The organism is Burkholderia sp. AU16741 (genome assembly GCF_002223345.1).
GTDB classification, from domain to species: domain Bacteria; phylum Pseudomonadota; class Gammaproteobacteria; order Burkholderiales; family Burkholderiaceae; genus Burkholderia; species Burkholderia sola.
In genome coordinates this window covers 1,323,491-1,337,810 of record NZ_NKEZ01000003.1, presented here as the reverse complement: position 1 = coordinate 1,337,810, position 14,320 = coordinate 1,323,491, and the positions used below count along the sequence as shown (strand labels likewise).

Here is a 14,320-nt window from a genome sequence, read left to right as displayed (position 1 = left end):
CATGAAACGCGAAATCGTACTAGCCACCAACCGCTGCCGCGGCGAGATCCTCGCCGGCGGTTTTCGCACCGACGTCGCGCGCATCGCGCAGTGCGCACGCACGCATCTCGGCGACTACGCCGACAACCCGCATGTGCGTGCGCTGCTCGTGGCGCTGGAGAACCGCTGCCTCGCATCGGGACGCCTGCTCGATCTCACGTACTCGGTGGACCCGAGTTTCATCCTCGGGTTCTTCGACGTGCCCTACAACGCCGACGCGTTCCTCGAGGCGGCCGCGATCGCGCCCGTGCCGATTCCGCCGAGCGTACTCGCGATCGCGCCGGACGGCAACGCGCTGCCGGTGCAGATCCGCATGTGCACGGACGGCTTTCTCAATCCGCTCGCGGTCGCGGTATTCGGCGAGAACTTCATCGACGCCGACCTGCGCGCGTATCACAAGGCGTACTACTTCATCGACAAGTTCGTCGAGCGCTTCAAGCGCCATACGCGCCCGGCAATCGAAGCGAACTGGTCGCCCACCGCGTTCCCGGATCTGCTCGCGGCGGACGACGAGCTGCTGACGCAGGCGAGCGCGATCTGGGTCCATCTGCACGAGTACCACCATCGCACGGGCTTCCTGCCGATCCCGGAGTACCTCGATGCGAAGAGCACGCGCAACGGTGCGGGCGCGGAGGAGTTGCGGGTCGACATCCTGTCGATCCTCGCGCTGTTCCGGCTGCGCTCGGACGACCGCGTGCTGCGCGCTTCGATCCAGTACATCCTGGCCGAGCGCCTGATCCGCTACCCGCTGCAGGCGCCGCCGCTCGACAACTACGACGCGCGCTCGTCGGTCGCGCTGTTTCATTACCTGTCCCGTCACGGCGTGATCGCGCAGCGTGGCGGCTCACTCTATTTCGAAGGGGGCTACGAACGCCTGACCCAGGCGCTTAGGTCCATCGTGATCAAGCTGACGGCGCTCGAATACAAGCTCAGCGTGTCGTCCGATCTCGACCGGAGAAAGATCCTGTCGTTCGTGCTGCCGACGCTCGCGAAGAACGACAACAACTGGGGCGCGGCCGGCAGGCCGCATTGACGGCAGCCCGCCACCCGCCCCCATTTCGCAACGAATCAACCGAGGATCACGATGCCCACCTATCGTTCACGCACTTCCACGCACGGCCGCAACATGGCAGGCGCGCGCAGCCTGTGGCGCGCCACCGGGATGACCGACGCCGATTTCGACAAACCGATCATCGCGGTCGTCAATTCGTTCACGCAGTTCGTGCCCGGTCACGTGCACCTGAAGGATCTCGGCCAGCTGGTCGCGCGCGAGATCGAAGCCGCCGGCGCGGTCGCGAAGGAGTTCAACACGATCGCGATCGACGACGGCATCGCGATGGGCCACGACGGCATGCTGTACAGCCTGCCGTCGCGCGAGCTGATCGCCGACAGCGTCGAGTACATGGTGAACGCGCACTGCGCGGATGCGATGGTCTGCATCTCGAACTGCGACAAGATCACGCCGGGGATGCTGATGGCCGCGATGCGCCTGAACATCCCGGTGATCTTCGTGTCGGGCGGCCCGATGGAATCCGGCAAGCTGACGTTCCGCGGCAAGCGCCGCGCGTTCGACCTGATCGACGCAATGGTGGTGGCGGCCGACTCCCAGGTGACGGACGACGAGGTGCGTGCGGTCGAGAACGTCGCGTGCCCGACCTGCGGCTCGTGTTCCGGGATGTTTACCGCGAACTCGATGAACTGTCTCGCCGAGGCGCTCGGGCTCGCGTTGCCCGGCAACGGCTCGGTGCTTGCGACGCATGCCGAGCGCAAGCGCCTGTTCATCGAGGCCGGGCGCACGATAGTCGATCTCGCGCGCCGCTACTACGAGCAGGACGACGCGAGCGTGCTGCCGCGCTCGATCGCGACGCGCGATGCGTTCGAGAATGCGATGACGCTCGACATCGCGATGGGCGGCTCGACCAATACGGTATTGCACCTGCTCGCCGCCGCGCACGAAGGCGAGGTGCATTTCACGATGGCCGACATCGACCGGCTGTCGCGCCGCGTGCCGGTGCTGTGCAAGGTCGCGCCGTCGGTGCAGGACGTCCACATGGAGGACGTGCACCGGGCCGGCGGCGTGATCGGAATCATGGGTGAACTCGATCGCGCGGGGCTGCTGAACACGACGCTGCCGACCGTCCATGCGCCGAGCGTCGCGCACGTGCTCGCGCGCTGGGACGTGATGCGCAACCGCGTCGATTCGGTGTCGCGCTTCTATCGCGCGGCGCCCGGCGGCGTGCGCACGCATGTCGCGTTCAGCCAGGACAACCGCTACGACGAACTCGATCTCGACCGCGCGAACGGCTGCATCCGCGATGCCGAGCACGCGTTCTCGCGCGACGGCGGGCTCGCGGTGCTGTTCGGCAACATCGCGCGCGACGGCTGCATCGTGAAGACCGCGGGCGTCGACGGCGGGATGCTGAAGTTCACCGGCACCGCGCGCGTGTTCGAAGGGCAGGAGGAGGCGGTCGAAGGCATCCTCGGCGGTGAGGTCGGTCCGGGCGACATCGTGATCGTCCGCTACGAGGGGCCGCGGGGCGGCCCGGGCATGCAGGAGATGCTCTATCCGACCAGCTACCTGAAATCGAAGGGGCTCGCGAAGCAGTGCGCGCTGATCACCGACGGTCGCTTCTCCGGCGGCTCCTCGGGGCTGTCGATCGGGCACGTATCGCCCGAGGCGGCGGAGGGCGGCGAGATCGGGCTGCTCGAGAACGGCGACGCGATCGAGATCGACATCCCGAACCGCTCGATCAACGTCCTCGTGTCCGACGACGAACTGCGGCGCCGCCGCGCGGCGATGGAGGAGCGCGGCGCGCGTGCGTGGCAGCCCGAGAAGCGGCAGCGCCGCGTGTCGGGCGCGCTGCGCGCATACGCAGCGATGACGACGAGCGCGGCGCGCGGCGCCGTGCGGATCGTGAAGGGCTGACCGTGCGGCCCGCCCCGAACCATCCGGCGGCCGATGCGCAGGTCGACACCGTGCTCGTCACGGGCGGCCGCGCGCCGGCCGCGCATCACGGCTTCGTCAACCCGCCGGTGTATCGCGGCTCGACGGTGCTCGCGCCGAGCGTGGCCGACCTGCTCGGCTACACGCAGCCATACGTGTACGGCCGGCGCGGCACGCCGACCACGGCCGCGCTGCAGGAAGCGGTGCGCGCGCTCGATCACGGCGCGGGTGTCGTGCTGTGCCCGTCGGGGCTTGCCGCAATCACGACCGCGCTGTCGTCGTGCCTGTCGGCCGGCGACCATCTGCTGATGACGGATGCGGTGTACAAGCCCGCGCGCCAGCTGTGCGACGGCGTGCTGCGGCGCGCGGGCATCGAGACGACCTACTTCGATCCGTTCGCGTCAGTTGACGCGCTCGCCGCGCTGATCCGGCCGAACACACGTGCGCTGTATCTCGAAGCGCCCGCGTCGCAGAGCATGGAGCTGTGCGACGTGCCGGCGTTCGCCGCGCTCGCGCGCGACCGCGGGCTCGCGGTGCTGTTCGACAACACGTGGGCGACGCCGCTGTTCTTCGACGCGTTCGCGCACGGCGCCGATCTCGTGATCCAGGCCGGCACCAAGTACCTCGCCGGTCATGCGGACGTGATGATCGGCATGGTGTCGGCGTCCGCGCGCGCGCTGCCGGCGCTCGAACAGTATCAGCGCGACACGGGGCAGTGCGTCGGCTCGGACGACGCGTTTCTCACGCTGCGCGGCATCCGGACACTCGGCGTGCGGCTTCGCCAGCACCAGGCGAACGCGCTGCGCGTCGCGCGCTGGCTCGCCGCGCGTCCGGAAGTGCGGCGCGTGTGCTATCCGGCGCTCGAGGACGATCCCGGTCATGCGCTGTGGGTGCGCGACTTCGGCGGCGCGACGGGGCTGTTCTCCGTCGTGCTGCGCCCGGCGCCCGCGCAGGCCGTCGCCGCGCTGCTCGAGGGGCTCGCGTATTTCGGGCTCGGCTATTCATGGGGCGGCTATGAAAGCCTCGCGATGCCGTTCGACTGCAGTGCGTACCGCACCGCGTCGCACTGGGACCCGGGCGGCCCGTGCGTGCGCTTTCACATCGGGCTCGAAAACGCCGACGACCTGATCGGCGACCTCGAGGCCGGCTTTGCCCGCTTCAACGCCGCGCGCTGACGCCGACACGAGCAGCACGCGCGCGGCCCGCACGTTTCGCACCGCATTCCAATGACGAGGAGCCCCGTATGACGAAGCAACTCTGCCTGGGTGGATTCATGCGCCCCATCTGCCTGCACACAGCGTGGTGGCGGCACCCGAGCGCGCCGACGCTCGCGAACTTCAACTGGCCGGTGATCCGGTCGCTCGCGCAGAAGCTCGAGCACGCGTGCTTCGACGCGGTCTTCACGGCCGACCACCTCGCGGTGATGCCGATGCCGCCGAATGCGCTCAAGCGCAGCGGCACGATCACGTCGTACGACCCGCTCGTGATGCTGTCGGCGATCGCCGCATGCACCGACCGCATCGGCCTGATCGCGACCGGCACGACGAGCTACGAGGATCCGTACCTGCTTGCGCGCCGCTTCGCGTCGCTCGACCACCTGAGCGGCGGCCGCGCGGGCTGGAATATCGTCACGACGGTGAACCCGGAGGCTGCGCTCAACTTCGGTCTCGAGACCGCGCTGCGCCATGCCGAACGCTACGAGCGCGCCGAGGAATTCTTCGACGTCGTGACGGGGCTGTGGGACGGCTGGTCCGATCACGCGCTCGTGATGGACAAGGAGGCGGGGGTGTTCTCCGATCTCGACAAGATCCGGCCGCTCAACCACAAGGGCAAGTTCTTCTCGGTCAAGGGGCCGCTGAACATCGCGCGGCCCGTGCAGGGCTGGCCGGTGATCGCGCTTGCCGGTGCGTCGGAGGAAGCGCGCGACATGGCCGCGCGTTCGGCCGATCTGGTGTTCGGCAACGCGCGCAGCATCGAGACGGGCCGGGCGTTCTACCGCGACGTGAAGTCGCGCGCGGTCGCGGCCGGGCGCAACCCCGATCACGTGAAGATCCTGCCCGCCAACCAGGTGTATGTCGGCCGCACGCGCGCGGAGGCGCTGGCGAAGAAGCGCTACATGGACGATCTCGTCCACGTGGACAGCAACATCCCGAACCTGTCGATCCGGCTCGGCGTCGACTGCTCGAAGTTCGATCCCGACAAGCCGTTGCCCGAGCTGCCGCACACGGAACAGGGGCAGGGCAACCAGCGCGAATGGGCGGCGCTCGCGCGCCGCGAGGGATTGACGGTGCGCGAGCTGGCGAAGCGGGCGGCCGAATCCGGCACCGGCGAGATGGTCGGCACCGCATCCGAGATCGCCGACCAAATGGAGGAGTGGCTGATGACGGAGGCGTGCGACGGCTTCATCGTCGTGTTCTATACGGTGCCCGACGGCTACGACGACTTCGTGACGATGGTGGTGCCGGAGCTGCAGCGGCGCGGGCTGTTTCGCACCCGCTACGAAGGCACGACGCTGCGCGAACACATCGGCCTGCCGCGGCCGAAGAGCCCGCTCGACTGAGCGGCGCGTCGCCAGATTTCGTTCCGGGAGACCGCAATGACCCACGATTCACCCCGATCCACATGGATGACGACGCCGTACCGCCGCCGGCTCGGCGTGCTGAGCGACGCCGCACACCTGCCGCTGCTGGGTGACGGGCTATGCGGCGTCGAGCGCGAGACGCTGCGCGTCGATGCCGCCGGCCGGCTCGCGCTGACGCAACACCCGCACGCGCTCGGCGCGGCGCTCACGCACCCGTCGATCACGACCGACTACGCGGAGCCGCTGCTCGAGTTCGTCACGCCGCCGCAGCACGATGCGGCCGACGTGATCGAGCGGCTCGACGAGCTGCACCGCTTCGCATGCGGCGCGATCGGCGACGAGCTGCTGTGGAGTCAGTCGATGCCGTGCCCGCTCGACGACGACCGCCGCATTCCGATCGCGTGGTACGGCACGTCGAACATCGGCATCCTGAAGCACGTGTACCGGCGCGGGCTGGCGTTCCGCTACGGCAAGGCGATGCAGTGCATCGCCGGGATCCACTACAACTATTCGCTCGCCGATGCCGTGTGGCCGCTGCTGCGCGACGTGCACGACGGATGCGAGCCTGCCGGCCGCGATGCGCGCGACATGCGCTCGGCAGGCTATCTCGCCCTGATCCGCAATTTCCATCGCTACGGCTGGCTGCTGCTGTATCTGTTCGGCGCGTCGCCGGCGCTGTGCGCGGGTTTCGTCGCCGGCGACCGGCACGGGCTCGACGCGTTCGATGCGCAGACGCTGTACCTGCCGTACGCAACGAGCTTGCGGATGAGCGACCTCGGCTACCAGAACCGGGTGCAGGGCGCGTTCGCGCCGTGCCTCGACAACCTGCCCGCGTACCTGGACGGCCTCGCGCGAGCCGTCGCGCAGCCGTGCCCCGAGTACCAGGCGATCGGCGCGAAGCGCGACGGAGAATGGCTGCAGCTCAGCACGCACTTGCTGCAGATGGAGAACGAGTTCTACTCGTCGATCCGCCCGAAGCGCACGGTGCGCAGCGGCGAGCGGCCGATCGATGCCCTGCGCAGCCGCGGCGTCGAATACGTCGAGGTGCGCTGTCTCGACATCGATCCGTTCGCGCCGCACGGCGTCGCCGAGACGACGCTGCGCGTTGTCGATGCGTTCCTGCTGTTCTGCGCGCTCGACGACAGCCCGTGCCTCGCGGGTGCCGAGCAGGACGCGTGCCGGCGCAACTTCGCGGCGGTCGCGCGGGAGGGGCGGCGCCCGGGGCTCGAGTTGCAGCGTGGCGGTGAGCGCGTCGCGCTGCGCATGTGGGCGCACGAATTGCTTGCGCGAATCAACGAGGCGGCCGGCGTGCTGGATCTGCAGCGCGGCGACACGCGCACGACCGCCGCGCTCGACGCGCAATACGCGAAGCTCGACGATCCGCAGGCGACGCCGTCGGCGCGCGTACTCGATGCACTGCACGCGCTGCGCGACGAGCCGGGCGGCGCGTGCTTCGCGTTCGGGATGCGGCAGACGCTCGCGCATACCGGGGCGTTCCGCGCGCGTCCGCTGCCGGCCGACGTCCAGGCGCGTTTCGACGCGACCGCGGCCGAATCGCTGAGCCGGCAGGCCGACCTGGAGCGCACGCAGATCGGCAACTTCGACGCGTTTCTCGCCGCGTATCACGCGGGCACGCTGAACCAGGAGTGCGGCGAGCCGACACATGGTGCGCACTGATACGGTCGCCACCGTATCGAATCCATCTCACGGAGGACAGATGAGCAGTATCGCGGAAATGAAGGCCGATCGCGGGTTCTCGGCGCGGGCGGCCGGCGCGGGCGCGTTGGCGTCGTTCGTCGGCTTTGCATCGACGTTCACGCTGATCGTGAATGCGCTGACGAACGTCGGTGCAACGCGCGCGCAGGCCGCGTCCGGCCTGATGGCCGTCTCGATCGTAATGGGGCTGGCCGGCATCGTGCTCAGCTACCGGACCCGGATGCCCGTCAGCGCTGCGTGGTCGACGCCCGGCGCGGCGCTGCTGCTCGGCCTGGGCGCCGTGAAGGGCGGCTATCCGGCCGCGGTCGGCGCGCTCGTGCTGACCGGCGTGCTGCTCACGCTGGCCGGGCTGTGGAAGCCGCTCGGCCGCGCGATCTCGAGGATTCCGCTGCCGATCGCCAACGCGATGCTCGCGGGGATCATCCTGAACCTCTGTGTCGCCCCGATACACGCACTCGAGCAGTATCCGCTGTACGTCGCGCCGATCCTGCTCGTCTGGGTCGTGATCATGCGGGTTCGCAAGATTCTCGCCGTGCCTTGCGCTGCGGTCGCGACGCTGATCGTGATCGCGTTCATCGCGAAGACGGGTGGCGTCGGCGCGACCGGGATGTTGCCGCACCTTGCGCTCGTCGGGCCCGCGTTCTCGGCATCGACGATGGTGAGCGTCGCGGTGCCGCTCTTCATCGTGACGATGGCGTCGCAGAACATCCCGGGCGTCGCGGTGCTCAACGTCAACGGCTACCGGCCCGAGGCGTCGCGGCTGTTCACGGCCACGGGGCTGTGCAGTCTGCTCGCCGCGCCTTTCGGCGGGCCGCCGATCGGGCTGGCCGCGGTCACCGCCGCACTGTGCGCCGGCGAGGAGGCCGGCCCCGACGAATCGCGGCGCTACTGGGCCGGAATCGTCTGCGGCGCCGCGTACATCGTGTACGGGTTCGCGGCGAGCGCCGCGACGCTGTTCATCGCGGTCGCGCCGCCGATCATCATCGAAGCGGTTGCCGGCCTCGCGCTGATGAACGCCCTCGGCGGCGCGCTGCTCAATGCATTCACCGAGAAGGACGCGCGCGAGGCCGCGATCCTGACCTTCCTCGTGACGATGGCGAGCCATGCGTTTCTCGGCATCGGCGGCGCGTTCTGGGGCCTGCTGACCGGCATCGGGCTGACGTGCGTGCTGCGTCGCGAGAAGGGCCGGTGATGCCGCGCGACGACGCGGCCCCCGCAGTTCTGCCATTCCCTTAAAAAAAACGGAGAAGACATGCAGCACAACATCGTGAAAGTGACCGCGACGCCGGTGTTCGCGCGTGGCGACGCGGAGATCGCCGGCGTGCGCTTGTCCGGCAAACTGTCGGGCGTCGTCGTCGAAATCGAGACGTCGCAGGGCGTGGTCGGCCACGGCTTCACGGCGATCACCGACGAAGCGGTCGTGGCCGCGGCGATCGATCACGTCGCCGCACCCAACCTGGTCGGGATGAACGTCGTCGAGCGCGAGCGGATTCTCGACAAGCTGTACTGGCTGCTATGCCCGCGCGGGCAGACCGGCTATGCGGGGCACGCGATTTCCGCGATCGACATCGCGGTCTGGGATGCGATCGGCAAGATCGCGGAGCTGCCGGTATGGAAAATGCTCGGCGGCGCGCGTCCGGTCGTGCCGCTGTATACGACGTTCGGCTTCGCGTCGCTCGAGCGCCCGGAGCTGATACATGCCGCGCGTGCGCTCATCGGCGGACATCACCGCATCAAGATGATCGTCGGCTATCACGCGCTTGCGCGCCGCGACGAAGGGCGGTCGCTCGACCAGGTCGTCGCGGACGACGTTGCGCGCGTGCGCGCGGTGCGCGATGCGGTGGGCGACGCCGCCGAGATTTACATCGACGCGAATTGCGGGCTCGACCACTATCACGCGCTGCGGCTTGCCGAGCGCGTGGCCGATTGCGACATCGGTTTCTTCGAGGAGCCGATCGCCGGGAACGACCCCGCGAAGCTCGCCGACCTGAGAAAGCGCGGCGGCATTCCGGTCGCCACCGGGCAAAGCGAGGGGCAGTTGTTCCGGTTCAGGGATTTCCTCGTGAATGACGCCGTCGACATTCTCCAGCCAAACGTGTGCGTGTGCGGCGGGTTCTCCGTCGCGGCGCGTGCGGCCGCGCTCGCACAGGCGTTCGGTGTGCCGATCGACAACGGCGGCACGTTCCCGTTCCACAACATGCATCTGCACGGCGGACTCGCGAACGGCGGCTCGGTCGAGTGGCACGTCGTCGCGGTCGATATCTGCCGAAACCTGTTTACCGGCCTGCCGACCGCGCAGAACGGGACGTTGGCACTGCCCGACACGCCGGGCCTCGGTTTCGGCATCAATCGCGATGGGGTCCGCGAATTCTCGTCGGGCCCGGGATCGCAGGGGCACGGTAAAGCCTGACCGGTGTCGCGCCCGTTCGCGTCGATCGGGCGTGCGATGAACTACTAGCGATCGACCGTTTCGTCCACGGCGCGGCGTGGCTGCGATCCGTGTGTTGATCGTCGTACGGTAGAAGGCAGGAGAATCCGTCCCGGCATGCCGGGATTTACGCGGTTCTCGTTTGAATCATGTGGGGGGCAGTGTCCGCACGATGTTGATGAAGCTTGCGAGCACACGGCTGATATCACCCGTCCGCCACGCGAGGCCGGTTTCAACGATGAACGGGTTGTGTGCGAGCGGCCGATAGATGACGCCTGTACGTCGCAGGTTACGCAATGATTGCGGCACCAGCGCAACGCCAATGCCTGCGGAAACGAGGCTGATGATCGTCTGCATCTGGATTGCTTCCTGGCCGATTCGCGGGACAACGCCTGCAGCGCTGTAGCACCCCATGATGCCATCGTAAAACTCCGGCGCGAGACGACGCGGAAAAATCACGAGTGGAAGCGTTGCGACTTCCTTCAGGTGGATGGGCACATCCTCCGGAGCGTTCGACACGGCAGTTGGCATCGCAAGCACGAGCGGCTCGCTCAGAAGCGGCAAGTACGATATCTCGGCCACGTAACGTGGTGGCACCGGGGCGATAATCAGGCCTGCGTCGATGTGGCCCGCGGCCAACTCGTCGATTTGCACGTCAGTCGTCGATTCGGTAAGTTGCAACCGCACCAGCGGATAGCGCGTTCCGAACTCGCGTAGCAATGAAGGGAGAAGCCCGTAATCGGCAATCGATACGAACGCGAGTGACAACCTCCCGGTCTCGCCGAGCGCGAGGCTTTGCGCCAGAGGGGGAAGCGCCTCTGCAGCCGCGAGGAGTTTGAGCACTTCCGGAAGCAGTGCTTCGCCGACCGCGGTTAGCGCAACACTGCGCTTCGTGCGCGCAAATAACTCTACGCCGAGTTCCCCCTCCAGGGCGCGAATAGCCTGTGACAGCGGAGGCTGGGTCATTGATAGTCGCGCGGCCGCGCGACCGAAATGCCGCTCTTCTGCAACGGCCACGAAGTAATACCATTGACGTAAATCGGGGGGGAAGTTTGGCATTTGTTCAATCTGAAGTGCGGCTGAACGGTGATGAATAATATATTGGACAAGCGGGTCGTGGTGTAACGAGGCAGCACTGGACATCGATGCTGTCGAGACGATTTCTACCTCTGAACCCGTGGAAAACGGGAGGATTACCGAGTCCGTTCCAGAGCGAAGTTCCTTCGTATAGACCACGCTTGGAATTCGATTCATCCATGCCTCCGTCTCTCGGTTTTACGAAACGTTGGCTTCCATTTTTCCGACCGCCCTCAGTTCGAGAGTGGCGCGTCTGGTGGAATTGGTCAGCTTCCGGTCGACAGGTATTGCTGGGGCGCCTGCCCGAACAGCCGCCGGAACATCACGATAAAGGCGCTCGGCGTGCTGTACCCGAGATCGAGCGCGACGGACGCGACGCTCGCGCCCTGCGCGAGCCGCGTCATCGCCTCGTTCGCGCGCATGTGCTGCCGCCAGTGGCCGAAGCTCATTCCCGTTTCGTCGCGGAAATGCCGCGCGAGCGTGCGGCTGCTCGTGCCGATCTCGTCGGCCCAGCGGTCGAGCGTGTAGTCGTTCGCCGGGTCCGTCATCATGTGCTCGCAGATCGCCAGCAGCCGCCGGTCGCGTGGCAGCGGCAAGCCGCCTTCGCCGAGCGGCGGCGCTTCCTCCAGCAGCTTCAGCAGCAGCGGTACCGACAGCGCGGTGCGGCCGTCGGGCGGGTAGTCGTAGCCGTCGGGCAGCATGTTCGCGACAAGTTCGCGAATCAGCGAGTCGATCGCGATCACCCGGGCGGTCGACCAGCGCCACGGCGTGGCGTCCGACTCGACGCTGATCGTGCACAGAGTCAGGCTCCCGACCGCGTGCAGTTCGTGGTCGATGTTCGGCGGTAACCATACGCCGCGCGACGGCGGCAGCGTCCAGGTGCGGTTCGGCGTCAGCACGCGCACGACACCCTTCAGCGCGACGATCACGTGACCGAATTCGTGCTGGTGCCATGGCTCGTGCTGGCCGTTCTGGTACGCGATCGCCCGCACGATGACCGGGCGCGGCAGGCGCCGCCGTTCGTGCGGATAGCGATTGAGCAGGAATTCCTTCATCCAGGGTCCGGGTCGAGTGATTCGAGATGTTCAGCGTCGGACAGAATTTGGCTGAAATTGAATATTTTTTGTCTACCTGCGAAATAAGGTAGTCGTTATTCTTGCTGGGTGTCAAATAAACGAAAACGATAGTGCGACTAAAAATGGTAATGAGTCGCATTAGCAATGTCGAGAATCGGCGAAAGCCATACGCAGGGGCGACTGGAATGAGGTTCGGGGAAATGGGAAGGCCATTGAAGCTGGGCATCGCGGCGACGCTGCTGGGCGGCACGGTGCTGCGGGCGAACGCCGCGGACGACGCAACCGCGCCCGCGCCCGCATCGGGCGGCACGCTGCCGGCGCTGGAAGTGCGGGCGCGGTCGATGCAAGACCCGACGGGGCCGGGCGTGGGCTATGTCGCGACGCGTTCGACGACTGCCACGAAGACGGATTCGGACCGACTCACGCAGCCGCAGAGCGTGTCGATCGTCACGCGCGGCCAGATGGACGATCTCGGCGTGCAGACGGTCGACCAGGCGCTGCGTTATACGCCGGGCGTCTATTCGCAGGACGGCACCGATATCCGCTTCGACCAGTTGGCGGGGCGCGGCTTCCCGCTCGATTCCTATTTCGACGGCCTGCATCTGTACCAGTCGCCGCGTTTCGCGACGCCGCGCATCGATCCGTACTTCGTCGAACGGATGGAAGTCCTGCACGGACCGGCGTCGGTCCTGTACGGTCAGGGCAGCCCGGGCGGCCTCGTCAATTACGTGAGCAAGCTGCCGACGGCGGAGCCGTATCACGAAGTCATGCTGCAGGTCGGCAACCACGACAACTACCAGCTCGGCTTCGACTTCAGCGGCCCGGTGGACAAGGCGGGCACGGTGTCGTACCGCGTGGTGGGCCTCGGCCGGACGGCCGACACGCAGGTCAGCCAGATCAAGGACCAGCGGATCGCGATCGCGCCGTCGGTCACGCTGCGCCCGGATCGCGACACGACTTTCACGCTGCAGGGCGGTTTCCAGCGCGATCCGAACGGCGGCCTGTTCAATCCGGTGCCCGCGAGCGGCACGCTGTTCGCGAACCCGAACGGCCGGCTCGGCCCGGACCGCTATTTCGGCGATCCCGACCGGGACGGCATGCAGCGCACGCAGTACTGGTTCGGTTATCAGTTCGAGCATGCGTTCGACGACCGCATCAGCGTGTCGCAGACGCTGCGCTACCTGCACATCGACCAGCACTACTACCAGACGTCGGTCACGAGTCCATTCGCGGCCGATGGCAAGACGGTCTCGATGTGGGGCAACGTCGACAACGAGCACTACACGCAGTTCGAGGTCGACACGCATGCGCAGGCGCGCGTCTCGACCGGGCCGATCGAGCATACGGTGCTGTTCGGCATCGACTATCAGCGCTCGATGCTCGGTGACAACGAAGGCAACGCCGTGGTCGGCACGGTCAACCTGTTCCAGCCGAACTATGCGGCGCTGGCGACCCAGCCCGTCAACACGCGGCTCGACTATGCACTCAGCACGTTCGGAATCTACGCGCAGGACGAGGCGCGCTACCGGAACTGGGTGCTCACGCTCGGCGTGCGTCAGGACTGGACCGGCGGCAACCAGCAGACCACGTCGATCGCGACCGGCGCGGGCACGCTCTATCACTCGAACGATCACGCGTTCACGTGGCGCGCGGGCCTCGCATACCGCTTCGACAACGGGATCGCACCTTACGTCAGTTTCGCCCGTTCGTTCCAGCCGCTGCTCGGCGCGGCATTTGGCGGCCAGCCGTACTCGCCGACCAAGGGCAAGCAGCTCGAGGCCGGCATGCGTTACCAGCCGAAGGGTTTCGACGGGTTCTTCTCGGTCGCGGCGTTTACGCTCACGCAGGACAACGTGCAAGTGACCGATCCGGCCCATCCGCAGTTCGCGATCCAGACCGGGCAGGTGCGCTCGCGCGGCATCGAGGCGGAGGCGCATGCGAACGTCACGCCGAACCTGAAGCTGATCGCGTCGTATTCGTACCTGAACCAGTCGGTGACCGAGAGCACGACGGCGAACCTCGGCAAGCGGCCGACGGTCGCGCCGCGCCACACGGCGGCCGCCTGGGCCGACTACACGTTCCTGTCGGGGCCGCTGCGTCACTTCGGGATCGGGTCGGGCGTGCGTTACACGAGCCGTTCGGCGGGCGACAGCACGAATACGTTCGACGTGCCGGCGCGTGTGCTGGTCGATCTGGGCGTGCACTACGACCTGAAGAACTGGCGACTCGCGCTGAACGTGAACAACCTGTTCGACCGCGAATACATCTCGTACTGCTCGTCGGCGTCGGTGTGCTATTGGGGCGCGACGCGGACGGTGCTCGGCACGGCGCGCTATCAATGGTGAGCCCGGTGCGGAAGAACATCGGCGGTTTCGATGCGCAACAGGTAGACGCGACACGCCGCCGCGCGCTTGCGTGGTGTGCGGCGGCGCTCGGCGGCATGAGCGCCGCGGCGCGTG

Annotated in this window: 10 protein-coding genes; 8 read left to right on the top strand and 2 right to left on the bottom strand. The window is 67.3% G+C overall.

The genetic code is table 11. The features are described 5' to 3' along the window. Position 1: 1 nt before the first annotated feature. From CFB89_RS08605 to CFB89_RS08575, 7 genes are all read left to right on the top strand, one after another. Positions 2-1,072: a DUF6421 family protein gene (locus CFB89_RS08605; protein ID WP_226144601.1), complete on the top strand. Its 1,071-nt coding sequence runs from the start codon at positions 2-4 to the stop codon at positions 1,070-1,072. Between the two features lie 51 nt (positions 1,073-1,123). After that, positions 1,124-2,965: a dihydroxy-acid dehydratase gene (ilvD, locus tag CFB89_RS08600; RefSeq protein ID WP_089467499.1), complete on the top strand. Its 1,842-nt coding sequence runs from the start codon at positions 1,124-1,126 to the stop codon at positions 2,963-2,965. A 2-nt stretch (positions 2,966-2,967) separates the two neighbouring features. After that, a complete protein-coding gene (gene metC / locus CFB89_RS08595) occupies positions 2,968-4,158 on the top strand; it encodes a cystathionine beta-lyase (RefSeq protein WP_089467498.1) in 1,191 nt (396 codons plus the stop codon). A gap of 68 nt (positions 4,159-4,226) precedes the next feature. Next, a complete protein-coding gene (locus tag CFB89_RS08590) occupies positions 4,227-5,543 on the top strand; it encodes an LLM class flavin-dependent oxidoreductase (protein ID WP_021156686.1) in 1,317 nt (438 codons plus the stop codon). Positions 5,544-5,609: 66 nt separating this feature from the next. Further along, on the top strand, positions 5,610-7,241 hold the full coding sequence (gene gshA, locus CFB89_RS08585; RefSeq protein WP_179233415.1) for a glutamate--cysteine ligase: 1,632 nt from the start codon (positions 5,610-5,612) through the stop codon (positions 7,239-7,241). Between the two features lie 40 nt (positions 7,242-7,281). After that, a complete protein-coding gene (locus tag CFB89_RS08580) occupies positions 7,282-8,472 on the top strand; it encodes a benzoate/H(+) symporter BenE family transporter (protein ID WP_089467497.1) in 1,191 nt (396 codons plus the stop codon). Between the two features lie 60 nt (positions 8,473-8,532). Further along, the gene (locus CFB89_RS08575; protein ID WP_089467496.1) at positions 8,533-9,690 is read left to right on the top strand and encodes a mandelate racemase/muconate lactonizing enzyme family protein; all 1,158 of its coding nucleotides are present in this window, start codon (positions 8,533-8,535) and stop codon (positions 9,688-9,690) included. A gap of 165 nt (positions 9,691-9,855) precedes the next feature. On the opposite strand, the gene CFB89_RS08570 is transcribed toward CFB89_RS08575, so the two are convergent. Then, complete coding sequence (locus CFB89_RS08570; protein WP_089467495.1) at positions 9,856-10,767, bottom strand: LysR family transcriptional regulator; 912 nt, start codon at positions 10,765-10,767, stop codon at positions 9,856-9,858. Positions 10,768-11,051: 284 nt separating this feature from the next. Continuing rightward, complete coding sequence (locus CFB89_RS08565; RefSeq protein WP_089467494.1) at positions 11,052-11,840, bottom strand: helix-turn-helix domain-containing protein; 789 nt, start codon at positions 11,838-11,840, stop codon at positions 11,052-11,054. A 221-nt stretch (positions 11,841-12,061) separates the two neighbouring features. On the opposite strand from CFB89_RS08565, the gene CFB89_RS08560 reads away from it, so the two are divergent. Then, positions 12,062-14,206, top strand: coding sequence for a TonB-dependent siderophore receptor (locus tag CFB89_RS08560; RefSeq protein ID WP_256979611.1), 2,145 nt, complete (start codon positions 12,062-12,064; stop codon positions 14,204-14,206). Positions 14,207-14,320: the final 114 nt, after the last annotated feature.